At 56.8% G+C, this 24,183-nt stretch carries 22 protein-coding genes; 13 read left to right on the top strand and 9 right to left on the bottom strand.

The annotated features are described in order from the left end of the window. Positions 1 to 3: 3 nt before the first annotated feature. The 4 genes from SH661x_RS02735 to SH661x_RS02720 all read right to left on the bottom strand — a co-directional run bounded on the left by SH661x_RS02735 (position 4) and on the right by SH661x_RS02720 (position 2,750). The gene (locus SH661x_RS02735) at positions 4 to 699 is read right to left on the bottom strand and encodes a flagellar biosynthetic protein FliO (RefSeq protein WP_437227774.1); all 696 of its coding nucleotides are present in this window, start codon (positions 697 to 699) and stop codon (positions 4 to 6) included. Next, the gene (gene fliN, locus SH661x_RS02730; protein WP_437227772.1) at positions 696 to 1,058 is read right to left on the bottom strand and encodes a flagellar motor switch protein FliN; all 363 of its coding nucleotides are present in this window, start codon (positions 1,056 to 1,058) and stop codon (positions 696 to 698) included. Before fliN ends, SH661x_RS02735 begins: the two co-directional genes overlap by 4 nt. Positions 1,059 to 1,227: 169 nt before the next feature. Continuing rightward, positions 1,228 to 2,154 (bottom strand): FliM/FliN family flagellar motor switch protein, encoded by a 927-nt coding sequence (locus SH661x_RS02725; RefSeq protein WP_437227770.1) that lies wholly within the window; start codon positions 2,152 to 2,154, stop codon positions 1,228 to 1,230. A gap of 80 nt (positions 2,155 to 2,234) precedes the next feature. Next, positions 2,235 to 2,750 (bottom strand): flagellar basal body-associated FliL family protein, encoded by a 516-nt coding sequence (locus tag SH661x_RS02720; RefSeq protein WP_437227768.1) that lies wholly within the window; start codon positions 2,748 to 2,750, stop codon positions 2,235 to 2,237. A gap of 460 nt (positions 2,751 to 3,210) precedes the next feature. Here SH661x_RS02720 and SH661x_RS02715 point away from each other — a divergent pair, with 460 nt between their 5' ends. The 10 genes from SH661x_RS02715 (at position 3,211) to SH661x_RS02670 (ending at position 12,684) form a co-directional block, all read left to right on the top strand. Continuing rightward, on the top strand, positions 3,211 to 3,948 hold the full coding sequence (locus SH661x_RS02715) for a flagellar hook-basal body protein (RefSeq protein WP_437227766.1): 738 nt from the start codon (positions 3,211 to 3,213) through the stop codon (positions 3,946 to 3,948). A gap of 6 nt (positions 3,949 to 3,954) precedes the next feature. Continuing rightward, positions 3,955 to 4,752, top strand: coding sequence for a flagellar basal-body rod protein FlgG (gene flgG, locus SH661x_RS02710; RefSeq protein WP_437227764.1), 798 nt, complete (start codon positions 3,955 to 3,957; stop codon positions 4,750 to 4,752). 68 nt (positions 4,753 to 4,820) lie between these two features. Further along, positions 4,821 to 5,858, top strand: coding sequence for a flagellar basal body P-ring formation chaperone FlgA (gene flgA, locus SH661x_RS02705; RefSeq protein ID WP_437227762.1), 1,038 nt, complete (start codon positions 4,821 to 4,823; stop codon positions 5,856 to 5,858). A 56-nt stretch (positions 5,859 to 5,914) separates the two neighbouring features. Beyond that, positions 5,915 to 6,541, top strand: coding sequence for a flagellar basal body L-ring protein FlgH (locus SH661x_RS02700; RefSeq protein ID WP_437227760.1), 627 nt, complete (start codon positions 5,915 to 5,917; stop codon positions 6,539 to 6,541). 71 nt (positions 6,542 to 6,612) lie between these two features. Next, the gene (locus tag SH661x_RS02695; protein WP_437227758.1) at positions 6,613 to 7,758 is read left to right on the top strand and encodes a flagellar basal body P-ring protein FlgI; all 1,146 of its coding nucleotides are present in this window, start codon (positions 6,613 to 6,615) and stop codon (positions 7,756 to 7,758) included. Between the two features lie 43 nt (positions 7,759 to 7,801). Next, the gene (locus SH661x_RS02690; RefSeq protein WP_437227756.1) at positions 7,802 to 8,146 is read left to right on the top strand and encodes a rod-binding protein; all 345 of its coding nucleotides are present in this window, start codon (positions 7,802 to 7,804) and stop codon (positions 8,144 to 8,146) included. 36 nt (positions 8,147 to 8,182) lie between these two features. Continuing rightward, positions 8,183 to 8,689, top strand: coding sequence for a hypothetical protein (locus SH661x_RS02685; RefSeq protein ID WP_437227754.1), 507 nt, complete (start codon positions 8,183 to 8,185; stop codon positions 8,687 to 8,689). Between the two features lies 1 nt (position 8,690). Then, a complete protein-coding gene (gene flgK / locus SH661x_RS02680; protein ID WP_437227752.1) occupies positions 8,691 to 10,661 on the top strand; it encodes a flagellar hook-associated protein FlgK in 1,971 nt (656 codons plus the stop codon). Between the two features lie 156 nt (positions 10,662 to 10,817). Beyond that, on the top strand, positions 10,818 to 12,254 hold the full coding sequence (gene flgL, locus SH661x_RS02675; RefSeq protein ID WP_437227750.1) for a flagellar hook-associated protein FlgL: 1,437 nt from the start codon (positions 10,818 to 10,820) through the stop codon (positions 12,252 to 12,254). A 61-nt stretch (positions 12,255 to 12,315) separates the two neighbouring features. Continuing rightward, positions 12,316 to 12,684: an HDOD domain-containing protein gene (locus tag SH661x_RS02670; protein ID WP_437227748.1), complete on the top strand. Its 369-nt coding sequence runs from the start codon at positions 12,316 to 12,318 to the stop codon at positions 12,682 to 12,684. A gap of 56 nt (positions 12,685 to 12,740) precedes the next feature. Here the strand turns inward: SH661x_RS02670 and SH661x_RS02665 are convergent, their stop codons facing one another. Together SH661x_RS02665 and SH661x_RS02660 are read right to left on the bottom strand one after the other, a co-directional pair. After that, positions 12,741 to 13,955 (bottom strand): glycosyltransferase family 2 protein, encoded by a 1,215-nt coding sequence (locus SH661x_RS02665; RefSeq protein ID WP_437227746.1) that lies wholly within the window; start codon positions 13,953 to 13,955, stop codon positions 12,741 to 12,743. A gap of 35 nt (positions 13,956 to 13,990) precedes the next feature. Next, positions 13,991 to 14,971 carry a methyltransferase domain-containing protein gene (locus SH661x_RS02660; RefSeq protein WP_437227744.1) on the bottom strand — a complete coding sequence of 327 codons (981 nt, stop codon included), beginning with the start codon at positions 14,969 to 14,971 and terminating at the stop codon, positions 13,991 to 13,993. Between the two features lie 388 nt (positions 14,972 to 15,359). Between SH661x_RS02660 and SH661x_RS02655 the strand changes: the two genes are divergently transcribed. Further along, a complete protein-coding gene (locus SH661x_RS02655) occupies positions 15,360 to 17,144 on the top strand; it encodes a hypothetical protein (RefSeq protein ID WP_437227742.1) in 1,785 nt (594 codons plus the stop codon). A 142-nt stretch (positions 17,145 to 17,286) separates the two neighbouring features. Here SH661x_RS02655 and mscL read toward each other — a convergent pair whose 3' ends face one another. Continuing rightward, positions 17,287 to 17,727 (bottom strand): large conductance mechanosensitive channel protein MscL, encoded by a 441-nt coding sequence (gene mscL / locus SH661x_RS02650; RefSeq protein WP_437227740.1) that lies wholly within the window; start codon positions 17,725 to 17,727, stop codon positions 17,287 to 17,289. 276 nt (positions 17,728 to 18,003) lie between these two features. Further along, entirely contained in the window at positions 18,004 to 19,305 is a 1,302-nt protein-coding gene (locus tag SH661x_RS02645) for an outer membrane protein assembly factor BamB family protein (protein WP_437227738.1), read from the bottom strand. 326 nt (positions 19,306 to 19,631) lie between these two features. On the opposite strand from SH661x_RS02645, the gene odhB reads away from it, so the two are divergent. After that, entirely contained in the window at positions 19,632 to 20,840 is a 1,209-nt protein-coding gene (odhB, locus tag SH661x_RS02640; protein ID WP_437227736.1) for a 2-oxoglutarate dehydrogenase complex dihydrolipoyllysine-residue succinyltransferase, read from the top strand. Positions 20,841 to 21,026: 186 nt separating this feature from the next. On the opposite strand, the gene SH661x_RS02635 is transcribed toward odhB, so the two are convergent. Further along, entirely contained in the window at positions 21,027 to 21,401 is a 375-nt protein-coding gene (locus SH661x_RS02635) for a hypothetical protein (RefSeq protein ID WP_437227734.1), read from the bottom strand. Positions 21,402 to 22,234: 833 nt separating this feature from the next. Here SH661x_RS02635 and SH661x_RS02630 point away from each other — a divergent pair. After that, a complete protein-coding gene (locus SH661x_RS02630) occupies positions 22,235 to 24,112 on the top strand; it encodes a GTPase (RefSeq protein WP_437227732.1) in 1,878 nt (625 codons plus the stop codon). Positions 24,113 to 24,183: the final 71 nt, after the last annotated feature.

Raw genomic sequence — 24,183 nt, 5'->3', positions numbered from 1 at the left:
CTGCTATCCGGCAGCCAGCTCCGATTGACTCGCTGAAAATATTCCGGGTTCGCCTGAGAACAGTTGCAGTCTTTGTTCGGCCGATTCTTCCTGATCCATCGCGGGCCAGCTGGGGAGCATGGTGACCGCTTTGATCCCTGCCTGATCGCTTGCCACCAGAAACCGCTCGCCACCCACCTCCACCAGTTTCAAACCCTGATTGCGACCGAGATTCAACGTTTCCAGAATTCGAATTCGATTGCCCGTGTTTCCTTCTGCCGAAGACTTCAGCTGGAACTTCTTCAGACCGACAATCGTGACTCCGCCGACAATGAGCATCACGATCGTCCACTTGGTGACGCTCACAACTTCGCTGGTCAGGCTGTCGCGACTCTCCAGCGAACTTTGCCCGTCCCGCACGAGGGACTGTCGCAGCTGATTCTTATGGTCGACCGCCTCAGCCGGGTTCGATCGCATCGCCATCCCGGAGACCGTTTCGGCCCCCGATTTCGCGCGTGCGGGTCGTTGCCGTTTGCCTTCAGCAGGATCCTTTTCGAGCTGCAGGAATGGCGGTGTCTCTTGAGCAGCGAGATTGATATTCAGACGCTGGATGCCGTCCCAGAGCGGCGCAGCTTCTTCTGCTTCGCCCGCTGTCGACACTCCGGCCAGGAGTGTCAATGCGGCGATCAGAGAACAGAGAGAAGCCCGACTGAATTTCACTTGCGTCCTGCCTTCTGATTGAGGTCTGCAGGCGAGTCCGCTGCTTCGATTTCGGTGATGCGGACCGCGTACCGTTCTTCGACGACAACGACTTCACCCCGTGCCAACCGGACTCCCTGAGCAATGATGTCCACGGGCTGGCTGACGAGACGGTCGAGTTGAATCACCGCCCCTTCGGAGAGATGAAGCAGATCGCCGATCGGCATGGTGACCCGCCCCAGTTCGACCGACACCGTCATATTGACGTCGTAGAACCTGTTCAGCGGCACACGGGCCCCGGCGAGCTGTGGCCCACCCGCTGCTGGAAACTCCACAGGATAAACGTTGGTCGTCTGCTGTTCTTCTTGTCCCACGGACATAACCGGACTCCTCTTTCGATCTGATGCCAGGGGCTCCGCACGTCCCGGCTGCAAATTCAAACTGCTCTAGACCAGTTTGGTCTATCATGTGCAGGCGATTCAGGATTTTCGCCGCATGAAAGTCCATATTATCGCCTGCGGAACGTTATAGATTATTGGCAAAACCGCTCTAAGCAGCGTTTTCTTCGTCTTCATTGGTGAACTTCGGCAATGATGAAAAGGAATCACCATCGATCGTATGGGTCACTTCAAACGCCTGCCGGGAACCGATCCGTTTGGGAGTTCCGGCCCATTTCGGTTGCCCGTCCAGCGTTGCAATCAGTGGACGGCTGACATACTGGTCCAGAATCAGAACATCTCCGACTGCCAGGGAAGAGGCCTGAGACATGCGCAGTTCCACTTTCCCCAGCTCAACGGTGATTTCCATCGGAACTTTTTCCGTCAGCTCCAGCAGGTTGGGATTGATTCCCCGTTCTTCCGGTTCGGGTTCGACGAAGTTTTCCAGGATCAGACGCTCGGTCTCTTCCTTCAGCATCAGCCAGGTACAGGCTTCTTCTCCGAAGCGGGAGACCATTTTAAGACGCATGGAGAACAGCGGAGCTCCAATCGGGAAGAGCCGCGTTCGCTGAGGTCGCGAGGTCGTTTCCAGGAACTGACATTGCAGGGGTTTCGACTGCGGCCAGGCTTCCCCGACAGCGTCCGCCAGCTTGGAGAAGAGCAGCTCCAGCATCGATTCTTCCGCGGCGCTCAGGGAGGCTGCAACGGGCAACTGGTCCGCCGGCAGATCAAGCAGATCCGCAATCAGGCCCATGACCTGTCGTCCGGACAAGACCAGCATCGACGGCAGGAGAGCTTCGCCGAAGGAGAAATAGACCCCCAGACCATCTTCCGGAAGGCGATGCAGAGCGGTCTGGTATTGCATCGACTCAATTTTGCCTGCCTGAATCGAAACCTTGTGAGCCAGTAAACCCGACCAGCTGTCCTGGGTGTGCGAGCAGATGTTTGATTGCCACGTCGACAGCTGCCGCAATGCTTCCATTGTGGGCCGTCGAGGGCTCTTGAAGTCGAGGATGCTGTGAGGGGAGGGGTCGGTCATGGCAGCTGTCGTGGAGGGAGAAGTCGACAGAGGAGAGGGAACAAGTCGTTTCTGAGCAGATTTCCTCTGTCCTCGAATCCTCACTGAACATTGAACTCATCGAAGAGCACGTCGTAGATGCGGTCGTAGTTGTCGTCGAACAGGGTGGCATTGAAGTAATCCCGGATTTCCCGGCGAAGCATGTTCTGGCCAGCCTTGCCGCGAATGTCATCCAGCTCTTTGTCGGAGAGATGGCTGACCATCCAGTTTCTGAGAATCAGGTCTTTCTTCGCGATGGCCGAGGAGACCGCATGTTCGTCGGACTCCCGGATGTGCAGCACGATCTTGAGCCGCAGGTAGCGGTTCATGCGGGCTTCGTCCAGGTTGACCGTCACTTCCCGGTACGGGAGGAATTTCATGGCACTGCTGCGGGGAGTGGTCTCGTAAGGCTGTGCAGTCTTGGGCTTCTCTTCCGGATGTCCGGCCATCATGGACATGCCGAAAGGAACGACAGCTCCGATGCCCGCTGCCACGGTACCGACGATCACCCAGGGGAGGACTCCTCCTGATTTCGCTGCCGGAGCAGCTCCCTCTTCTGGTTTGTCTTTTTCTGCCATTTCAATGACCTGACCGCTTGGTGAGTTCCACTGCCTTGGAAGTTGTCCGTGGAGCGACAAAAGCTGTCCGAGGTTTCGCTACCTCATAGATTCGACATTGGCCGTGGTAAACTTTGAGGGATATGCAGCGTTTGTCTGGCTTTTTGTAGAAATCGGTCGTTTCAGGCGGAAAATCGCTCAAGCCCGGTCGTCAATGTGCGTGGAACAACTGCACTTACGAAGGACGCGCCTTAAGCTGGGCAAAATAAGTTGTTGTCGACGGGTCTTAACGGTTCTTTCGGATTGACCGGCAAATTCTTCCTGCACCCGGCAGAAACCGGATGACGACCAATCTTTGCGGGACCGTTTTCTTCAGGAGAATCGCTACGCGTGCCTGTGGAGTCTCCGCTGTCAGTTGCGGTTGCGAATTCGACTCAAGTTCAGCGAGTTTTCACCGCATCAGAGGAAGGGAAGCCGATCGATGCTCAATGGTTTGTACAGCGCCAGTTCGGCGATGGATGCAGCCGCAAAGCGTCACGAGGTGATCGCTCAGAACCTGGCGCATGCACAGATGCCCGGATACCGCCGGCAGTCGGTCATGCAGTCATCCAAGGAAACCCAGTTCGACGAAGAGCTGCGGAACGCAGTTCAATTCGAATCGCACGGTGTCAATTCCGACAAGATACGGACGGACTTCAGCCAGGGGGCGATGGAACGAACGAATCACCCGCTGGACATGGCGATTCAGGGAGCGGGCTTCTTTGTCGTGGAGGGGCCGAAAGGACCTCTTTACACCCGCAACGGCACCTTTCAGCTGGATCAAGAGAACAGGCTGGTGACAGCGGACATGCTTCCGGTCCGAAGTTCAGGGGGAGACATCACCGTCCCTCCCAATACACCCCTGTCTGACATCCGGGTCGGGATCGATGGAACGATCTTCGCCCGACAGGTGGAAATCGGCAAGCTGGAGATTGTCAATTTCAGTGATCCACAGAAGTTGCAGTCGGCGGGAGCCACCCTGTTCTCGGCACCTCAGGAGCTGTCTCCGGAAGAGGTCAATCCGATGATCGTGCAGAATGTGCGGGAGCGTTCCAACGTCTCGCCGATTCAGGAACTCGTCGATCTGATTGCAGCCCAGCGTCAGCATGAGGCGGCTCAGCGGTCCATGTCCACCCTCAGCGAGTCGGTTGGCAAATACATCAATCTTCAAGGAAGGTAACTTGCCATGTTGAGAGCCCTTTACACCAGCGCGACCGGGATGAAAGCGCAGGAACTGCTGATCGACAACACGGCCAACAACCTGGCCAACGTGAATACCTCCGGCTTCAAACGCAGCCATGTCGATTTCGCTGACCTGCTGTACTCCACTCTCAAACAACCGGGAGCAAACGTCTCTGCTTCCCAGCAGGTTCCGGTCGGGCTGCAGGTCGGAAGCGGAGTTCGTCCGGTCGGGACAACCAAAGTATTCACACCCGGGACCGTCGAGCAGACCAACAATCCGCTCGATATCTCTGTCGAAGGGGATGGATTCTTTTCCGTGCTGCTACCGAACCAGCAGACACGTTACACCCGGAACGGGGCGTTCCGCATGGACTCCAACGGACAGCTCGTCAACACCGACGGCTATCTGCTCAATCCCCCGATCACGATCCAGAATGGGGTCGACCTGTCGAGCCTCACGATCGGGACCGACGGGACCATCTCGGGGTCACTTTCGGGATCCCCCGATTCCATTGTGAATCTCGGACAACTGCAGCTCGCCCGTTTTTCCAACCCTGCAGGCCTCTCCAGCGAAGGAGGAAACCTGTATGCGGCAACTCCTGCTTCAGGGACCGCGACACTTTCGAATCCGGGAGTCAATGGAGTCGGGTCAATTCGACAGGGAGCCCTGGAAGGCTCAAACGTTGAAGTGGTCACGGAACTGATTTCGCTCATTGCCGCCCAGCGGGCCTACGAGATCAACTCTCGCGCCATCCGTGCGGGAGACGAAATGCTCTCCACCTCTGCAGACATCGTGCGTTAGTGAATTCCGGGCCTCGTTGAGCAACGCCAGCGGCATCTCAACGGGGAAGAAACGACATTCAATTTCCCATGAGATCAGGACGACTCGTGAAACCCAGCCAGCGAATTTCCGGACTCGCCGCCATCTGCTTCATCGCAGCCGGTTTCGGCCTTTCGGTCGTGGCCCAGGAGTCGCTACCGACGGTCGCCACGGTGCAGTTGAAAGAGGTGGTGACGTTCACCGACTCGCAGGTCAAACTCGGTGATGTCGCCACGATCACCGATCAGGATCCAGTCCGACGCAAGGCGCTGGCCGAGCTGGATCTCGCAACGTTTCAGGCGGATCGGGATCTCACCATTGATCGCTCATTCGTGGAGATCCGGATTCTTCTCGCGGGTCACGATGCTGGGCGGGTGCTGGTGAAAGGACCAGAAAAGATCACCATTCTCGCACCGCCCGAGTTTGCCTTGAATGATCTGGGGGTCGAGCAGGCTGTCTTCGAGGCCCTGACGCGACAGTTTTCCATTCCGCCAGAGGACCTGCGGGTCAAGCTGGTCTCTCCGTTCATTTCCTCGGGAATCCCCGGGCTGGAGTCGTTGAAGCATCCGCGACTGGAATTGATGCCGACTCCGCAGCTTCCGCTGGGCCGAGTTCAATTGACCGTGCGTGTCCTGGATCAGAGCCGGGTGGTCGTGGCCCGTCCCGTCGCCTTTGAAGTTTCCCGGCGACAGCAGGTGGTCGTTGCGACCTCGTCGCTGGATCGAGCCAATATCGTCACGGCGGATCATATTCGTGAAGAGTCCCGCTTCGTCGATGGTCCGATCGATCGCCTGACAGCCAGTCAGGTGATCGGGCGAAAAGTGATCATGCCGTTTCGCCCGGAAGAAGTGATCACGCTCCGTCATCTGGGACAGCCGGCCGAAGAAGAATCGCCTGTACTGGTTCAGCCTCGCGACGCGGTCCGGTTGATTGCGAAGAAGAAAAACCTGCTCGTGACGATCCCCGTGGCGGAAGCGTTGCAGGCGGGTCGCAAAGGCCAGTTGATCCGCGTTCGCAACGTACAGTCGAATCAGGTGGTGACTGGAGTCGTTGTCGCACGCGGGGAAGTCCACGTGATCCTTCCGTGATTCGAATTGTTTGAGTTCCCAGTTCCTGTTCATGCTGTCATTTCCGCGAGCCCCGTATGAAGACCACAAACAAAATTGCCTGCAGTTGCCTGGCGGTCTTGCTCGGATCGCAGTCCGTTACGTTCGGAGAGAACATCTGGCAGCGCCGCACGCCCGAGCGAGGCTTCCTCTTCTATGACTCAAAGGCGCGGAACATCGGCGACAACGTCACGGTCATCATCACCCAGTCAACCAGCGTCGACAACAAGGAAGACCGCTCCATGAGCAAGTCGACGTCCGCTGCAGGGACATTCGATCTCAAAGGGGCCAGTGATGGCGGATTCGGCACGCAGGGGGCTGAAGCGTCAATGTCATTGAACAGCACATCCGCACGCAAGTTTGATGGAGAAGCAGCTTACAGCGCCAATCAGGCGTTCACCGACCGGCTCACCGCCACCGTGATGGATGTTCTTCCCAACGGCAACATGGTGATCTCGGGTGAACGTCGGATCCGAGTGGCGGGGGAAGAGAAAGTCCTGGCTTTGACCGGGGTGATTCGCGGGCTCGACATCAACGCCGACAACACGATCAACTCCCAGTACATCGCCCAGGCCCAGTGGACCTATCAAGGGGGCGGAACGTCACAGAAATTCACCAGACAGGGGTGGCTCGGTCGGGCTGTCAACGTCGTCTGGCCCTACTGAAACAGGATGCCTACAGCTCTGATCATCCAGCATTCGAGACTGAATACTCCTTTTAACGATTCATGTGTGCCGTGAACAACACTCTCTGGCAATCCGTTCTGCGAAACACCTGCCTGGTGTTGGTGGCCTGTCTGATCCTGGATCAGCGCTGCATTTCCGCGGAAGTGCGGATCAAGGACATCACCGATGTGGAAGGGGTCCGCATCAACCAGATCGTCGGGATGGGGCTCGTCACGGGACTCAGCGGGACCGGCAGCAAGAGTCCTGTCACGCGACAGTACGCCATCAATTTCATGCAGCGGTTCGGGATGCGCGTGGAACCGACCATCCGTATGCAGCTGCAGACAGATACGACTCAGAAGACCAATAACCTCTCCGTGGTGACGGTCACTGCGAACCTGCCGGCGTTCGCCCGACGTGGATCGCGGCTCGACGTGATGGTGTCGACCTTCGATGATGCCACGAGTCTTGAAGGGGGCCAGCTGATCATGACTCCGCTCTTCGGTGCGGACGGACAGGTTTATGCGGTCGCTTCCGGGCCGGTGTCGACTGGAGGTTTCAGCTTTGGTGGCGAAGCCGCGACAGTGCAGAAGAACTTCCCGACTACCGGACGCATCCCTGAGGGAGCGACTGTGGAAGAGGAAACCTGTACTCCGCTGGGAGTGGACGGCACGTTCCGTCTGCTGCTGAAATCACAGGACTTTGAGACCGCCCGCCGCATCGCCAACGCGATCAACGCGGAAGAGCCGGGCATGGCAACCTGTCTGGACGCTGCCGCTGTGAACATTATGGTGCCCCCGCAATATCGGGCGAATCCGGCGGAGTTTGCAGGACTCATCGGAAACCTGCATGTCGTCCCGGACAACATTGCGCGAGTGGTGATCAACGAACGGACCGGCACGATCATCATCGGAGAGAATGTCCGCGTTTCCAAGGTGCTCATCACTCATGCGAATCTGGCGGTCACCACGACAGAGGCTCCGCAGGTTTCGCAGCCGAATGCCTTCAGCGACGGCGAAACCGTCGTCGTCCCGAGGACCAATGTGAGCGTGAACGAAGAAGGTGACAAACGGCTCACCGAAGTGGACAGCAATACGACCGTGGGTGAGTTGGCTCAGGCGCTCAATGCCCTGGGGGTCTCACCTCGCGATCTCAGTTCGATTCTGCAGCAGCTCAAGGAATCCGGAGCCCTGCATGCGGACCTCGAATTCAAGTAATGATTCAGTTAGCAGTGGTCGGTAGTTCAATTCTGAAGTTTGAATGCATCTCGAAAGTCGAACAGTCATGAACGCCATCGGACCTGCCACACTCCCGACAGCCCACATCAATCCGTCTTTGAATACGGACCATCTGTCGGACCTGCATGGCCGAAAGCCGGAAGACCTTGCCCAGCAGTTTGAAGGGATTTTTATTTCGATGCTGGTGAAGGAAATGCGGCAGTCGGCTGCCGGCGAAGAAGGGATGTTCCCAGGCGATGGGTCGGATACCTACGGGGGGATTTTCGACATGTACATGGGGCAGCACATTGCCGAGCAGGGTGGACTGGGAATGTCCGCACAGATCGCAGCTGCCATTCAGAAGCAGTCCGGTTCACACGGAATCTGAGTCGACAAGGGTTCCTCCTTAAGCCAGCAGATCGCCATGTCCGCGAACGCACTTCCTCCACGTCTGTACGAAATTCTTCTGAAGCATCTTCAAGATGAAGAAGGTGTGTTGCACCGATTGCAGGGGCTCGCCCGGAACTTCAACGACGGCGGTTATCAGTCGTTGAGCCGCGTTGAGAATCAGGCAGAACTCTCCGGTCTGCTGCAGGACAGCCTGCAGTTGCACCAGAATCGACAGGGGATTCGTCAGGCGATTTCGCAGTGGATGCAATGCGAGCCCGGATCCGTCCGGCTCTCCCGTCTGACGTTGAACAGTCCAGCTGCCGAAGCGGAACTGAAGCAGCGGCGCGAACACCTTTCGCAGCTGGCGATCGAATCGCAGGCAACATGGAAGACGATTGAGGAATCCTTTCGAGGGTGGTCGGGAATCGTCGGCTTTGTACTGGGAGAGCTGCTGGACTCTTCGAACACGTCCGATCGTTATGGAGCGAATGGACAACGCGTGGCAGTGACTCGAATCTGCAGTATCGATATGAGGTCCTGACATGCTCGTTTATAACATCGGAAACTCGGCGGTACGGGCCAATCAGGCGGCGCTGCAGACGATCTCCAACAATATCGCGAATGCGAACACCGAAGGTTATCACCGGCAGCAGGTCAATCTGGCACAGGCCAATCCGATCGTTCAGAACAACATGCAGTTCGGGACGGGGGTCACCGTTGCCAGCATTCAGCGACTCATCAACTCAGCTGCGGACAACGCTCTTACACTCAATCTCTCACAAAGCTCCGATGCTCAGGCTCGGCTGGAAGCTTTGCGATCCGTTGAAGCCCTGCTCACTCCCAATGAGGGCTCGTTAACCGATTCGGTCTCGCGATTCTTCGACAGCATTGAACAGCTGGCCACCAATCCTGCCGACGGCACGCTCAGACAGCAGGTGATCGCCGCGGCGCAGAGCGTTTCACAGCAAGTGACCTCGTTGCACACCGGCCTGGACTACGTGCAGCAACAAAGCATCCGGGGGATTGAAGAGACGGTTGGCCAGATCAACTCGATCACGTCCCAGATTGCTTCGCTCAACCAGCAGATCAAGCTCGCACAGGCCCGAGGGACGCAGCCCAATACCATATTGGATCAGCGTGACCTGCTGGTTCAGCAGCTCGGTCAGCTCGTGGACATCACTCCCGGAAGTCTGGCCAGTCCCGACCATGTTCTGATCGCTGCTGGCGGATGGCTGGTGGTCGGTGACGTGCCGCAGCAACTCTCCGTCGTTCGCTCGAGTGACGGGACGCTGCAGATTCAAGCGGGAGATCGCGGTCCGGTAAAGCCTGTCGCGGGGAAACTCGCCGGGCAACTCGCTGCCCATGATGAAATCATTCCCGAGGTGCGGGACTCGATTCGTGAATGGACGAGTGCGCTCGTCAGCGGGATCAACTCCGCGCAGGCGACCGGGCTGGGGCTGAGCGGACCTGCGACGTTCGTCAACGGGACGGCTTCCGTCTTGCAGTCGACGGTTCCGCTGGCGAATGCGAAGACGCTGTTTCCGGTCAGTGCAGGGAGTCTCTTTGTCTCGGTGACAAACTCCGCCACCGGGGAACGCAGGACTCACGAGATCACGATCGATCCCGTGCGGGACAGCCTGCAGGATGTCGTGGACAGAATCAATGGCCTGCCGAATGTGAACTCCAGTCTTTCGGCGACCGGACAACTGAGAATCAATGCAGCCACCGGTTATGCCATCGACTTCGCTGGTCGCCCCGACACCTCGATTGATACGTCTTCGATCACTGGATCGGCCGTCCCTGTGGTATCCGGTCTCTACGAGGGAACCACCAACGCCAACTGGACGGTGACTGCGGAGTCGACGGGGCAGATTGGTTCCACCAGCGCCCTCAAGCTGCGGGTCACCGATGCGACCACGGGAAGCCTGGTTGCGGTTCTGGATGTCGGAAGCGGGTATGTCGCCAATCAGCCGATTCCGGTGGCGGGTGGGGTGTCCATTCGTCTGAATGCCGGGACGTTGAATGCGGGTGACCACTTTCAATTGCAGGCAATCGCAGATTCAGATTCGGCCGGGTTTCTCACTGCCATGGGAGTGGGGGGTCTGTTTCAGACAGACAATCTCCAGACCATCACCGTCAACGACAGCATTGCCCGAAACCCCGGTCTGCTCGCAGCCAGTCGATCCGGCAATTCTGCCGACGCCACGCAGCTGCAGCGGATCACGAAGTTGAGAGAGGCCGCAATTCTCTCCGCAGGCAGCGAAACAATCGAACAACGGCTGGCGAGTATCACCAGCAATTCCGGACTCGCGGTGAATTCCTTTGAGTCCCGGCTGAGTCAGCTGCAGTCGCAGTACGACCAGATTCGCAATCAGCAGGATTCCGTCTCGGGGGTCGATCCGAATGAAGAACTGCTGGCGATGTTGCAGTTTCAAAGAGCATTCCAGGCAAACGCCCGGTTCATTTCCACGATCAACGATGCACTGGATGAACTGCTGGGGATCCTCAAGTGAGGGAGAAGCTGAAGGGGTTGAATCATTTATTGACGTCCGGGACAGGCAGCTTTTGCCGGAGCGGTTCAATTCGTGAACTCCCGGTCAGAAGGGGCCGGCGAGTCATCCGATGAGAACCGTTGCTGCCTGATGGCAGTTTCATTCGAAGTTTCAGCTATGTCATTTCGCGTTACTCCACACCGACAGTACGAACTCGGCCAGAGCCGGTCGCAGACTCACTACGCGCGCGGAGCACGGCTGCAGGAGCAGATTTCCTCCGGACTTCGAATCAATAAACCGTCGGACGATCCTTCCGGCCAGAAGGTTGTGCTCAATCAGGCTGCCTTGTTGCGACAGTTTGCAACTCAGCTGGGGTCAGTCAATACCGCACGCAGTGTCCTGTCGGACTCGCAGACTCAGGTGAAGGACGCTCACCAGTTGATCGTCAAGGCGAAGGACATTGCCCTGCAGGCACGGCAATCGACAGAACCCAGTGAACGGGACGTCTTCGTCAGGCAGCTGGACTCGATCCTTGAGCAACTGGACGACATTGCGAATTCCCAGTCGGGAGGGAAATACCTCTTCGGCGGAACCCAGAACGGCGGACAACCTTTCACGGGAATTGTTGATGGGATCCCGGCCTACGAAGGGAGCAGCGCCGCTGCCAGCATTTCGCTGCCGGGTCACTCCGACATCAAGACTTACTACACCGGCAGCGAAGTTTTTCAGCCAGCCACCGGGGGCACGCTGGTGATCTCCGGAACGACCGGAATTGCCTCCGGCAGTGGAACATCGAGCGGGGCGAGTTCCACCACGTTGTCGATTCGTCACACCCTCACAACTTACAGCGGGACGTCCGGGGTTCAAGCCGGGACAAGTTCGGTCTCGGGGGACACCATCCTGGGACCTGCGGGAACGCACAGGCTGACGATCAAAGATACGTCTGGCAACGGGACTGCCGGGACGATTTCGCTGAACGGCGGACCAGAAATCAGTTTCACAATTTCGGATACGGACCTGCTGGTGACGGGGCCGCAGGGAGAAAAGGTTTATCTGGATACGCGGTCCATCTCAGCCGGGTTTCAGGGAACCGTTGATCTGACCGCAACCGGCACACTTTCCATCGACGGCGGTACGACAGAGGTCCCCGTCGACTTCTCGTCCAGTCAGGTGCTCACGGATCCGAATCAGTCTGTGGTGCAGTATTTCAACACGGTGAACCTGCGATCGACGGGGACAGTGAACGTCTCACCCGCGGTGACAGCAGATGTCTTTCAGGCGGTTCGTCACCTCAAAGAGACCATTCAGAATGTTCAGGGCCTTTCGAACGATGACCTGGATGCTGCTTTCAACCGGAGCCTGCAGAATCTTGATGCTGCCGGGGATCATTTGCTCAGCGTGATCGGTGACCAGTCGGTCGACCTTGAGCATCTGGAGACGCTCGAAAGCAGGATCGACACGCTCAAGTTGAATGCCGAGACGCTGCTGACGGACACGCAGGCGACCGATTATGCCACAGCCATCACCCAGCTGCAGGAGCAGCAGAACCTGTTGCAATTCACGCTCCAGACGCTGACTGTCATGAACCGGATTTCGATTCTGGACTTCCTGTAACCGAACATGGCGTGATGGGTGATGAAGCTGCCCAGCCGAATGGAATCGAGGAGTTGAGGAGATGGAAATCCGTAAAGATGTGTCGCATGACCTTTCAGCGCCGCACTTCCCTTTTCAGCCGTCTCTGGAAGACGTGAATATCGTGATCGACATCGCCAGCGATGATGACGTCAGTTTTGAACTGATCGCCACGGTGATGCAGTCACGCCCGGCGATCGCGATGGCGATGATCAAGACGGCAAATTCCGCGAGCTTCGGTGCCCCCCGTCAGATTCGATCGCTGCGCCACGCATTGGCCCTGATGGGACTGCATCGCATCCGGAATCTGCTGGCCGAAATGAAAATGGAAGCCCAGTCCGAACGCAGCCGTGCCCATATTCCTGCATTCGGACCGACGATTCTCACGCGTCCGGAATCCAGATCGCCATAGAGCGAATCTCACGAAAGTGGGGCGTTCAGCATGATGACCGTGCCGCCGAGTCGCTCTTATCCGTGTTTATTGCTCGCCGAGACGGCCACGGGTGATTGCTTCAACTCCTGCGTGCGAGCAGTCCGTTTCCACGCACCAGACTGGCTCTTGGCTGCCCAGCGATAGAATCCGACCGCCAAGGCAGCATTCATCCCGACAAACATGGATGTCAGCTTGACGACCTTTCCTGCAGCCCCCCGGTTGGGAAGGAACCTTCCTGCATAAGCCAGTCCGTAGAAAAGGACTTGTGCTACGAACAGCCCGGCGTACAGGGGTTTCTGAATGAGGGCCAGGTTGGTCGCCAACGCGATCGCCATCAGCAATGGGCAGACCCAGCGGATCACTTTGTGTGACCAGAACGCGAATGCGACGCTGCCATAGAGCGGATTCAGCAGCGGAGCCAGCCAGCAGAGACTTTGAAAGCCCCCCGCGCCAATGCGGGCTCTTCGGTGAAACTCTGCTGAAATGGACGGGGCACTTTCCTCGTGGGCGATCGCCGTCTCTTCGAACTTCACTTTCTGCCGCTGCAGATGGATCCGCATCCCGATCACAAAATCATCCACGATCGTGTTCGCTGGGATGGGAGTCCACAAGCACTTACGAATCGCGTAGATCGCACCATTGAATCCGAGTAACGCTCCAAGCTTGCCTTCGCAGCGCTTCAGAAAGTTCTCGTACTTCCAGTAGAGGCCGTCGACGTTTCCACCGGTGGACGGGTCGACCAGCAGGAGTTGTCCGCAGACGCCGCCAACGTGCGGGTCAGTAAAATGCTGCACCATCTTCCGGAGCGCATCGCGGTTCCAGAACGTATTGGCATCAGAGAACGCAATCAGTTCTCCACGAGCAGCCTGAACACAATCATTGAGCACGCTGGGCTTGCCGCGTCGCTTCTCAAACTGCATCAGTTTGATTCGCGAATCCTGAACCGACCAGACGAGTTCACCCGTATTGTCTTCGTTGCCGTCGCAACCGATCAGCACCTCGAAACGGTCTGCGGGATAATCCATCAGCAGCGCGTTGTTAATGCGATCGAGGATAATGCTCTCTTCTTTGTAGGCTGCGATGATCAACGAGACGAAAGGAAGGTCGCCCGTTGAGGAACCCGGGCGAGTGAGCTTCGACACCGAGCGCGGCTGCAGCCTCGCCAGAATCCCGAGCAGAAGAGGATAGCCAAGGTAGGCATACGCGATCAGCGCGAGCGATCCCCAGAATGTCAGCTCAAGTCCTGTCATTTAGATGCTCTGCGGAATTCGGCCTGATGTGTGATTCAAACGGTTTCGGAAACGAGTTTCGCAGCGCTGGGTGACTGACGCTCGACAGAAACCTGCACCGGCTTGCGACAGACCGTCCACATGTAGTCGGCAGCAAGTTCTTCGGCGGTATATCGCTGAAACTCCGGATGAACAGCCAGCGTTCCCTTCTGAATCGCTTCCAGCGAACGTGGGTCGACCCGTTCGCGACAGATTTCAATGTTCAAACCGGCCTCGTCAAACAGTTCGCGATAATCGCGGGAGCGGAGCCGATTGTGATAGGCGAGGCCGCTTCCCCCCAGCCAATGCCATTCCTCCGATGAAAACTGCAGGAAGTTGGCATGGGTGATCTGTGAATCGACCGTGGCGTAATGATCCTGTGGATTGAACCGATGCACCGTCAGTCCCCCTGCTCGCAGGATGCGGAGTGATTCACGGTGAATGTCCAGCTGAATGTCTCTGGGAATGTGTTCCAGAACGTTGGAGCTGAGGACGATGTCGACGCTGTTGTCCGGCAAGCCGGTCGCACGGGCGTCGCCGGGATAGATGTATTCAATGTTCAGCGGATCGAAGATCGCTTTGAGCGTTTTTGCGTTACGGGGGACTTTGCGGAAGCGGTCCCAGACTTCATGTTCGGGCAACCGGCAGTTGGCAGCAATTTCCGGAAGAAACAGCTCCAGCGACTTCCATGTTTCACTCGCGTAGGCGGGGGTCAGCCACGGATTGACGTCGACCGTGATCACCCGCTTCGCTCCCCCCAGTGCCAGGACAAAGGGAACAAACGGACGCCAGCCGGTTCCCACTTCCAGACAGGTCGCTCCCTCGATCGTATCCCCGGCCTGATGGACCAGATCGACCAATTCAAAGGCGCGGTTCAGATCCCGGCGAACGTTCAGCCGATTTGTGCCGGCACATTTCTGCAGAAAGTGATACAGCGAACGTCCCGCTGGCATCCGGCTGAGAATGCCGAGCGTATGTGCTTTCAGTTTCCAGGACATAGAAAAGCCCGTGACTTGGGGGAGTGTGGAGCCCTCTGAAGACTGATACGTCTTTCCACCCAGCGTAAGTCCCGACGGATGGACGGAATGACGGTTGTCTCAGGATATTTTCGTGCGTCTGAGCAGACTCTACGCTGCAGCTGAGTGAGAGGTCGATCCGCATCCCCCGGGTCGAAAGATTTGCGTCAAAGAGCTACGAAACAGCAGCGGTCACAACGAAACGTTGCAAAAAAACAACACCACTTCACCGCCGATCCCCAGGGCGTGCCCACCCGCCCCCCCCGAGATTCTCCCCGGAAGACAGCTCTCAGCTCTCAACGCAATCCGCCGGCATTGACGCTACAACCGCTCCACCTGTTAAGCTGGTTTCTTCTTTTCAAGGAACGGAATGATGAATCTGCGGTACGGAACAGGTCTGTGGCTCTTCTGCATGGCTCTCTCCGGGGTTTCGACACTTCAGGCGGGAACATCCAACAGCCTGATGGACCTGTCGAGCGATGGAACACTGCTCGCCTGCTCCAATCGCGACAGCGGAACAGTGACGCTCGTCGAACTCCCTTCTCTCAGGAAGAAATCGGAGATCGCCGTCGGAAGCCACCCGGAAGGGGTCTCGTTTCTCGGCGATTCCCATCAGCTGGCTGTGGCGGTCTACGGTGAGGACCGCGTCTGTTTCATCGACGGAGACCGAGGTGAGGTGCTGGGGAACGTCGATGTTGCGGACGAGCCGTATGGGGTGGTCTCCAGTGCGGATGGATCGAAAATCTGGGTCACGCTGGAGTATCCCGGAGAGGTGATTCGGATCGACACAGCCGAGCGGAAAGTTCAGGCGTCGGCGATCGTGGGCAAGTTTCCACGGGGCATCGCTCTTCTCCCCTCAGGTTCGTTACTGATCACTGAATATCTGACGGGGGTCGTCAAGAAGCTGGACGCAGAGTCACTGGGAGTCACCGAGGAATGGGTGGGGTCAGCGCAGGACAATCTGGCACGGCAGATCACAGTCCATCCTCGTCGCGACAAAGCCTATCTCCCGATGCAGCGGTCGTTGACCAACGTTGCTCACGGAGCCGGGTCGATCTTTCCTTATCTGGGAATTGTCGACACCCAGTCGAGCGGAGAGAAACGCCGCAAGCGAGTTCAGATGGATTCATTCCGCGGGACGTATGTAGTCGCCAACCCCTGGGAGGTCGCTGTCTCTCCCGATGGAAAAGAACTCTTCATCATCTTCAGCGGGACGAACGATCTGTTCATCTGCAGCGTGATCGATGACGACTATGTTGAAGTTGAATACTCCGGCCTGCTGCGAACGGGATGGAATCCGAGAGCCATCAAAGTCTCGCCGGATGGAAAAACGTTTTATGTCTACAACGCACTCGATTTCACCATTGATGCCTTTTCGACACAATTCCGGAAACCGGTTGGACAGGTCGAAGTGACGAGCTGGCCGGGAACGGAGGAGGAACTTCTCGGGAAGAAGCTGTTCTACACAGCCCACCCTCCAATGACATCACAGCGATGGATTTCCTGCTCAAGCTGTCATCCGGACGGAGATGCGGACGGAAGAACCTGGCAGCAGCCCGAGGGATTGCGAAGTACACAACCGCTCTTCGGACTGCGGGAGACGCATCCGATTCACTGGTCCGCCGACCGGGATGAAGTCCAGGACTTCGAACATACCATCCGGTCTCCTCTGATGCAGGGACGGGGGCTGATTCGAGGGGAAGTTCATGATTCATTAGGCGAGCCGAACGCTGGCCGATCGAAAGAACTGGACGCGCTGGCTGCGTATACGAACTCACATCGATTCAGCTTGAGCCCCCACGCCAAAAAGGGCCTGACGGAATCCGCCCGACGTGGCAAGGAGCTCTTTTTCTCTAACGAAGTGGGGTGTGCGAAATGCCACTCCGGCGCTTATTACACCGACCGCCAGCTGCATGATGTCGGTACTGGAAACGATGACCTGACGGAAAAGATCGGGCCCTCGTTCGACACTCCGACTCTGCTGGGGATTTATCGTTCGGCTCCTTACCTTCATCATGGCAAGGCGGAAACGCTGGTGGAACTGTTGACGAAGTTCAATCCCCGCGACCAGCATGGAAGCACTAGCCAATTGAACGCAGACCAGATCAATGACCTGGTCGAGTTCCTGAAAATGCTGCCATACGAAACGCCGTAAAAACAGCGATTCTACGTTCGTGCCACTGCTCTGCGAGCAGTTCCGAACGTGATACGGCGATCTTCAAAAGACTCAGGCGTTCTCGACATATCCACACGGCTCACAGAGCCGTGGCACGCGGAATTCAGATACTGCCAGAACTCTATCGATCGGTTCGACTCGCGAGCAGGTCTCGAATCTCCGTCAGCAGGACCTGATCGGTCGTTAACGGCTTCACGACTTCCTCTTTCTTCCTCGACTTCATCAGCCAGCCTAGAAACTTGACGATGAAGATAAACAGGGCAAAGGCGACGATCAGGAAGTTGACAATCTCCCCCAGGAACAGACCGTAAGGGATTTCTTTTCCATTCAGCGTCCAATGCCAGGTCGTATAACTCTGATCGCCGGGCGTCATCACGCTGATCAGCGGCATGATGATGTGGGTCACCAGCGAAGTGACGATTTTCCCGAAGGCAGCACCAATGATCACACCGACTGCCAGATCGACGACGTTCCCTTTGAACGCGAACGCCTTGAATTCATCCAGAAGCGACAATCCCATTTTTGCCGGATTGATCTGCGTGTATTTCGGTAACTCAGCCATGATGTGTTCCAGAGATGAATAGTTAAGATCGACCGCCGGAGCGGCATGTCGCGTGTGTTTGCGCAGTATATCCCGTCGTTCCAGCGCGCCTATCTTTCTCCGGAAAGTCCATGCACAAAACCGGCAGGCAGCGTGTGAATGCCGCACTTTGAAGGGATTTCGACACCCGTCTCCAAGTATTCACACTGCAGTCGACGCTGCATGTGAACATCCCACTGGCGACTGACAGAAAATGGAGTCTGAGTCGCTGGGAAGAATCATCTCAGATCGCAACGACTATTGATTGACCGACGTGGTAGAAACGGCCTGCTTCGCGGATTCGATACAGAAGAGCCTGTCGAAGGTCCGCAGGAAGATCTCGTTATTGATGAGCACCGGCGTCGAAATGCAGAACTCATCATCTCCGAGTGCATTCTCAGCTTTCACATCGCCTGTCTGGCTGTCGACAACGAATGTCGTCGCATCCTCCCGGACGAGGTAGAGCAGATCGCCAGCCAGGATGGGTGAAGAGCTGTAGGCGTTGCGATTCTTGTCCAGCTGCCGGGACCAGATTTCGTCACCGGTCTTCACATCCAGGCAGGCGACGCTTCCCTTGTCACCGCAGACATACACCTTGCCGTCTCGGGCCGCAGGAGTGGGGACGTCCGCGCCGAGTTCTTTGGTCCACAACACATGCGACCCGGCAACATCCCCGCTACCGCCGAGCTTGATCGCAGTCAGGCTCTTTCCACGGGCATAGGGAGCAATCACGATATCCTCTTCAATGACCGGAGAGGCGATCGAGCGGAAGTATTTATCACCATCCGGATTCAATCCCCCTACCCGCCACAGCTCCGTACCGGTCTCCGCATCGTGACAGGTGACATGGTCGGCACCGACCACGACGATTTGCTCCTGACCGGCAAATGTCGTGACGACGGGGGTCGAATAGCTTTGTGCAGCTTCCTCCGGGGCGTCGAGATTGCGATCGACCTTCCAGACTTCTTTGCCGGTCAGTTTATCGAAGGCAGCCAGATAGCTGGGACCGGTCTGCATGCAGGCAACAACGACATATTTGGAAGTGAGCACCGGCGATGTCCCCAGGTCCCACCACAGGGTGTCTTCCCCGTAATTCGTCTGCAGGTTCTCATGCCAGAGAATTTTGCCGTCCCAGTCCAGTCCCGCGAAATCGCCGCTCTTGTAGTAGACGATAATGGTTTTACCGTCTGTAACAGGAGAAGGATTGGCACCGCTTCCTTTTTTATGTTTTGCGGGGCTGGCTGATCCCAGCGCTTTTCTCCAGAGCTCGTCCCCGGCCTGATTCAGGCAGATCACGCCGTTCATGTCGTCAATGGGGAGTGTGACCAGCAGCTTGTCATTCCATACAATCGGCGACGAGCCTGATTTTCCCGGGAGATCTGCCTGCCAACGGAGGTTTTTCTCGAGCCCCCACTCCAGCGGATAGGAGCCTGGGTTCGCGGTTCCGTTCAAGTGCGGACCCCGCCAATTCGACCATTCCTGAGCATTCACGAATGTGGATACCCCCAGAATTGTGGTCAAACAGATTCCAATTCCCCAGGCAAAGCGTCGATTCAACATTTGGTATTTCCTGGCAGGTGAGAAGGATCATCCGGAATTATGACCGGAAATCGGTCGCAGCGGAAGCTCCAGATGGTCTGTCCGGTCATCGTCAACTGCGGGAAATGGGAATTCTCCGAGGATGCAAATGACGAAATCGGATCAGGCAAACTATGATGACAATTGCAGTCGAAACAGAATTCTGAGACCCTGAGTCGTCATTCAAAGCCAAGGAGCCAACCGGGCTGTGATGCTCGACTTCGCACTTCAGCGGAGTCTTGCCCCCCCGGCACGAAACTTCCCAGGGATTGCATCGGTCAAAAGTCAAAGTCTGAAGGTCAGCAGAGATGCCATTGGATATCACAGTTCCATCCGTCGGTGAGTCGATCAGCGAAGTTTTTGTCGGTGAGTGGTACGTCAAGGAAGGGACCTGGGTCGAAGCCGACACGAACCTGGTCGGACTGGAAACAGACAAGGCCACATTCGACGTGCCTGCCCCGGCAGCCGGTGTGCTGACCTCCGTCGCCAAGCAGGCTGGCCAGACCGCCGCGATCGGTGACATTCTCGCGAAATTCGAACCCGGTCCCAAGCCCGGCGCCAAAGGCGACTCGTCCAGCGACGCTCCGGCCTCCGCGAAGTCGGAAGCTCCGGCTTCTGGCAAGAAGGAAGAGAACTCCTCTTCAGATGCCTCCGGTCATGTGATGCCTGCAGCAGCCCGGGTCGCTGCCCAGAATCAGATTGTCCCTGCGACACTCAAGGGAAGCGGTCCCGGCGGACGGATTCTCAAAGAAGACGTCAAGGAAGTGAAAACGGTCCCCGCTGCCGGGAATAAAGCTCCGCAACAGCTGAGCGGCGGACGGCAGGAAAAACGGGTCCCGATGTCCCCCATCCGGCAGACAATCGCCCGTCGACTGGTCGAAGCCCAGCAGAATGCGGCCCTGCTCACGACGTTCAATGAAGTCGACATGTCCGGGGTGAAGGCACTTCGGGAGTCGCACCAGGAATCCTTCCAGAAGAAGTACGGCATCAAGCTGGGTTTCATGTCATTCTTCGTGAAGGCTGTGATCGAAGCTCTAAACCAGTATCCCCAGGTGGGAGCTCAGATCGACGGGACCGATCTGGTGTTCCGTAACTATTACGATATCGGCGTCGCGATTGGCGGAGGAAAAGGACTGGTCGTGCCGGTTCTGCGAAACGCGGAACGCATGAGCTTTGCCGAAGTCGAACTGGCAATTGCCGAGTTCGCTCAGCGAGCCAAAGAGAACAAACTCGGCCTGGAGGATCTGGAAGGGGGAACCTTCACGATCACCAACGGCGGGGTCTATGGATCACTGCTCTCGACCCCCATTGTGAATCCTCCGCAGAGCGGCGTGCTGGGAATGCACGGAATTTTCGATCGCCCGGTTGCTGTCAATGGTGAAGTCGTGATCCGCCCGATGATGTACCTCGCGCTGACCTACGATCACCGGGTCATTGATGGACGGGAAGCAGTCTCCTTCCTTCGTCGCATCAAGGAAACCATTGAAACTCCGGTCCGACTGATCCTCGAAGTCTGATCGACATTTTCAAAAAGAAAACAGGCCGGACGATTCGATCGTCCGGCCTGTTTTTATTGACAACGCTCGGCTGGCCTCAGAACCGTCAGACCATATGTCATGGTGCTGAGGCGGGCCTGACTGAAATGCGTCCTCTGTTGAAATCAGACCAAGGCCTTCGCCACCGCAGCTCAGCCTGACAGGGGCTTAGCTCAACTGCAGAGCTTCGACCTGCTGAATGGCACTGATTGCAGCAGCGCTGCTGCCGGCTTCCGACAGAAACTTGCGAGCTGCCTTCAGCAGACCGATGTTGACGGAGTCACCGCTCGCTGCTGGAGCAGCAGCGCGTGCGCTCGGCCGACGGATCTTAACGGCCTTCTTGCTTCGTCCGCCAATTCCCAGACGACGACGCGCGTGAGAGAAGGCAACGTTGCAGGAATTTCTGTTCACTGTCTGCTCGGGAAAACGAGCCTGGAGTTGCTCGAAAACTTCGCGACTCGAGAGACCAGGATTCTCCTGCAGCAGCGCACGGATTTCCTGGGACATGTTAAATTCACCCCGGGCCGACTTCTTTTTTGCCATGATTCTTCATTTCCTTGATTTTGACACGCCTCATTCGAATCGAATGCAGGCAACTCGTGGGACTGATGAAGTCTTTTGTTTCATCAGCCATTTCGACAACGCGACAGCTGGAAGAAGCCCGCGTAAAACCTTTGCGTCTCGAGACGACATCTCGCCGATTCCTCGGGAAAAACCCACTTCTCAGGAACGCAGAAATGCGCACTTGGCACCTCAGTGGTCACTTTTCCTGACCGCTGGTGCCAATGTTCGACAGAGGAACCCTGATTGACAAGACGCGATCTTCTGATGACCCTGTCAAAAGATTGTTCACAGACGATGAAAGTTACGGACATTTTTCGCTACTGCAAGTGTTAATTGCCCGAATAGCATGCAGATTTCTAATAATGGGAGATATTGCACAGCTTTATCTGTGGAAACTTTGTATCAAATCCACTGTATCAGGAATCGATAAGTAGCACCCAGATTACCTGATGAGCGGATCGTAACTTCATCGCAATCAGTCGCTGCCGAGAACTCCATGAGCCCCGGACGCTAAAGGATACCTGGCCTGATGTGCGTCTCATTCAGTCCATCGATGCTGATCGGTCGTTCAGGAAAACAGAGGCTGCATCGTGATGCGGTACACTTCGAAAACTAACGAAGCACCCCAAATCATTTAGTCCGTTCGCAATGGGCGAACCCTGAAAAACCCTGACCCTCATTCAGTTCGCCTCGATTCCGGTTGTGCCCCCGCAGCTGAATCCACGCTACACTATCTGAAAAGTAGCAACCGGTTGGAAATTCGCCCCCGAGAGAAGCTCGACGCGGGCAGACAGCAATTTGGACTGAATCGTATGCAGGTCTCCGTCGATCTTTGGGCACCCTTGATCTCCAGGCTTTCCCAGGATCTGGTTCGCCTGGAAGTGGCTGCCGCTTCCCTGCAGCTGACTCCATTACGCAAACGTGAATGGTTCGAACTGCTCTGCAGAAAACTTCAACCCCAGCTGGGATCGCATCCTTACCTGATTGTTGCAGTCGTCGGGGGGACGAACATCGGAAAGAGCGTGGTCTTTAACCATCTTGCGGGGGAACATGTCAGTTCGATGACCCCGCTGGCCTCCGGAACCAAGCATCCCACCGCACTGCTTTCGGAGACACTGCACGAGCACGCTGATCTCGAACAGATCTTCGCCGGCTTCCAGGTCGTCCGCGCGACGGACGCCACGCAACCGCTGCAGGCCAACCCGGAACATCAGCTGTTTTATCGAGTCAGTCCGCGAACCCCCGAGAACCTGATCATCCTCGATACCCCGGACATCGACAGCGTGGAAGAGGTCAACTGGGAACGGGCAGATTATCTCCGTCAAAGCGCTGATGTGCTGATCGCAGTGCTGACACAGCAGAAATATAACGATGCCGCCGTCAAGGAGTTTTTTCGCAAAGCGACTCAGGAAGGCAAGCTGGTCATCATTGTCTTCAACCAGTGCCTGCTTCCGGATGATGAAGCCTATTGGCCGCTCTGGATCAGAACCTTCTGTAACGAGACCGGCACTCACCCGCATTTGATTTATCTCGCCCCTTATGATCGGCGCGCGGCGGAATCTCTTCAGCTTCCGTTTTATGAACGGAGCTGGCCGGCAGAGAATACGGCTTCGGACGAACTGACTCGCCCACGTCAGTTGCTTCAGGAACTCTCACAGCTGAAGTTCGACGAAATTAAAACTCAGGCACTCTCCGGAGCATTGAAACACCTGGTCGATCCTTCCTTCGGGATTCCCTCCTGGCTGAATGAAATCCAGGAGCGATCGCGAGCCTTCGCGGACGCGTTTCACCTGTTATCGGGCGATCAACTGGTCGAAGTGGCCCGCTGGCCGATGTTGCCGAATTCTGTCCTGATCGAACAGGTTCGCGGATGGTGGCGTGATCAACGTGAAGGATGGACAGCCGGAGTCCACGGCTTTTATCAGCGGCTGGGAGAAGTGATTTCGATCCCTGTTCGTGCGGTGATGAATCGATCGGCGTCCCCGACAGAAACCCCGCTGGAACGTTATCGCCAACAGGAATGGGATGCGATTCTGGACGTTGTCGAGCGCTGTCTGCAGAGACTGGAGTGGGCGCGGGACCTCGGCAACCCGATTCTGGCGTCGCGATTGGAATCTCTCCTGGATGGCGGTGCCCGGGGGCGTCTGATCTCTCAATTACGCACAGCACATGATGCGGTCGATTTCGAAGCTGAGATCCGGGGGCTGGTCGATCGGCAGCTGAAAACATTTCGCGAGGAACGTCCGGACTCCTACAAGCTGTTCCGGCGCGTCGACTCAATGGCCGCTGCCGCTCGTCCGGCGGTGAGCGTGGCGTTATTCATCACCGGTGCCGGTCCGCTCGGAGATGCCATTGCTCCGCTGGTGGCGGAGACAGCATTCCAGAGTGTGCTGCACCTTGCGGGAGAGACGGTCGGGGGCACGGTGGTGACTGCCGTCGGGGACAAAGTAATCACCGACGCAGCTTCAGGAGGAGCGGGTTATCTGGAGGCAAAGTTCCGCCAGTTGCACACCGGCTTTGTAAAGCAACGGGCAGAGTGGCTGATCAATCAGTTTCATGAACACCTCTTAGGAAGTTTATCGCAGGAGTTAAATGAGGCGTCTCAACTTCCGCTGTCGGAAGACTTCAAGAATGTGTCACGTCTGGTCGACGAGCTGAAGCAAATGCTGTTATCACGTGGGATCGTCTGATCCTCATCTTTCCCGGCGAAATCGTAGACTTCTCTCGCAGCGATCATTATCATCGAAATGCTTCGATGTGA

The organism is Planctomicrobium stercoris, assembly GCF_051465655.1.
GTDB lineage: Bacteria > Planctomycetota > Planctomycetia > Planctomycetales > Planctomycetaceae > Planctomicrobium.
Note: the sequence above shows the minus strand (reverse complement) of the source record. Positions and strands in the feature narration are given on the sequence as shown.

What these genes read in the sequence shown, in the direction of transcription:
- mscL (WP_437227740.1), bottom strand. Translation starts at nt 17,727, where the DNA reads ATGGCTGAGTTACCGAAATACACGCAGATCAATCCGGCAAAAATGGGA.
- SH661x_RS02700 (WP_437227760.1), top strand. Translation starts at nt 5,915, where the DNA reads ATGAAGACCACAAACAAAATTGCCTGCAGTTGCCTGGCGGTCTTGCTC.
- SH661x_RS02670 (WP_437227748.1), top strand. Translation starts at nt 12,316, where the DNA reads ATGGAAATCCGTAAAGATGTGTCGCATGACCTTTCAGCGCCGCACTTC.
- SH661x_RS02655 (WP_437227742.1), top strand. Translation starts at nt 15,360, where the DNA reads ATGATGAATCTGCGGTACGGAACAGGTCTGTGGCTCTTCTGCATGGCT.
- SH661x_RS02630 (WP_437227732.1), top strand. Translation starts at nt 22,235, where the DNA reads ATGCAGGTCTCCGTCGATCTTTGGGCACCCTTGATCTCCAGGCTTTCC.
- odhB (WP_437227736.1), top strand. Translation starts at nt 19,632, where the DNA reads ATGCCATTGGATATCACAGTTCCATCCGTCGGTGAGTCGATCAGCGAA.
- SH661x_RS02635 (WP_437227734.1), bottom strand. Translation starts at nt 21,401, where the DNA reads ATGGCAAAAAAGAAGTCGGCCCGGGGTGAATTTAACATGTCCCAGGAA.
- SH661x_RS02725 (WP_437227770.1), bottom strand. Translation starts at nt 2,154, where the DNA reads ATGACCGACCCCTCCCCTCACAGCATCCTCGACTTCAAGAGCCCTCGA.
- flgA (WP_437227762.1), top strand. Translation starts at nt 4,821, where the DNA reads ATGAGATCAGGACGACTCGTGAAACCCAGCCAGCGAATTTCCGGACTC.
- SH661x_RS02665 (WP_437227746.1), bottom strand. Translation starts at nt 13,955, where the DNA reads ATGACAGGACTTGAGCTGACATTCTGGGGATCGCTCGCGCTGATCGCG.
- fliN (WP_437227772.1), bottom strand. Translation starts at nt 1,058, where the DNA reads ATGTCCGTGGGACAAGAAGAACAGCAGACGACCAACGTTTATCCTGTG.
- flgG (WP_437227764.1), top strand. Translation starts at nt 3,955, where the DNA reads ATGTTGAGAGCCCTTTACACCAGCGCGACCGGGATGAAAGCGCAGGAA.
- SH661x_RS02645 (WP_437227738.1), bottom strand. Translation starts at nt 19,305, where the DNA reads ATGTTGAATCGACGCTTTGCCTGGGGAATTGGAATCTGTTTGACCACA.
- flgL (WP_437227750.1), top strand. Translation starts at nt 10,818, where the DNA reads ATGTCATTTCGCGTTACTCCACACCGACAGTACGAACTCGGCCAGAGC.
- SH661x_RS02690 (WP_437227756.1), top strand. Translation starts at nt 7,802, where the DNA reads ATGCATCTCGAAAGTCGAACAGTCATGAACGCCATCGGACCTGCCACA.
- SH661x_RS02660 (WP_437227744.1), bottom strand. Translation starts at nt 14,971, where the DNA reads ATGTCCTGGAAACTGAAAGCACATACGCTCGGCATTCTCAGCCGGATG.
- SH661x_RS02720 (WP_437227768.1), bottom strand. Translation starts at nt 2,750, where the DNA reads ATGGCAGAAAAAGACAAACCAGAAGAGGGAGCTGCTCCGGCAGCGAAA.
- flgK (WP_437227752.1), top strand. Translation starts at nt 8,691, where the DNA reads ATGCTCGTTTATAACATCGGAAACTCGGCGGTACGGGCCAATCAGGCG.
- SH661x_RS02685 (WP_437227754.1), top strand. Translation starts at nt 8,183, where the DNA reads ATGTCCGCGAACGCACTTCCTCCACGTCTGTACGAAATTCTTCTGAAG.
- SH661x_RS02715 (WP_437227766.1), top strand. Translation starts at nt 3,211, where the DNA reads ATGCTCAATGGTTTGTACAGCGCCAGTTCGGCGATGGATGCAGCCGCA.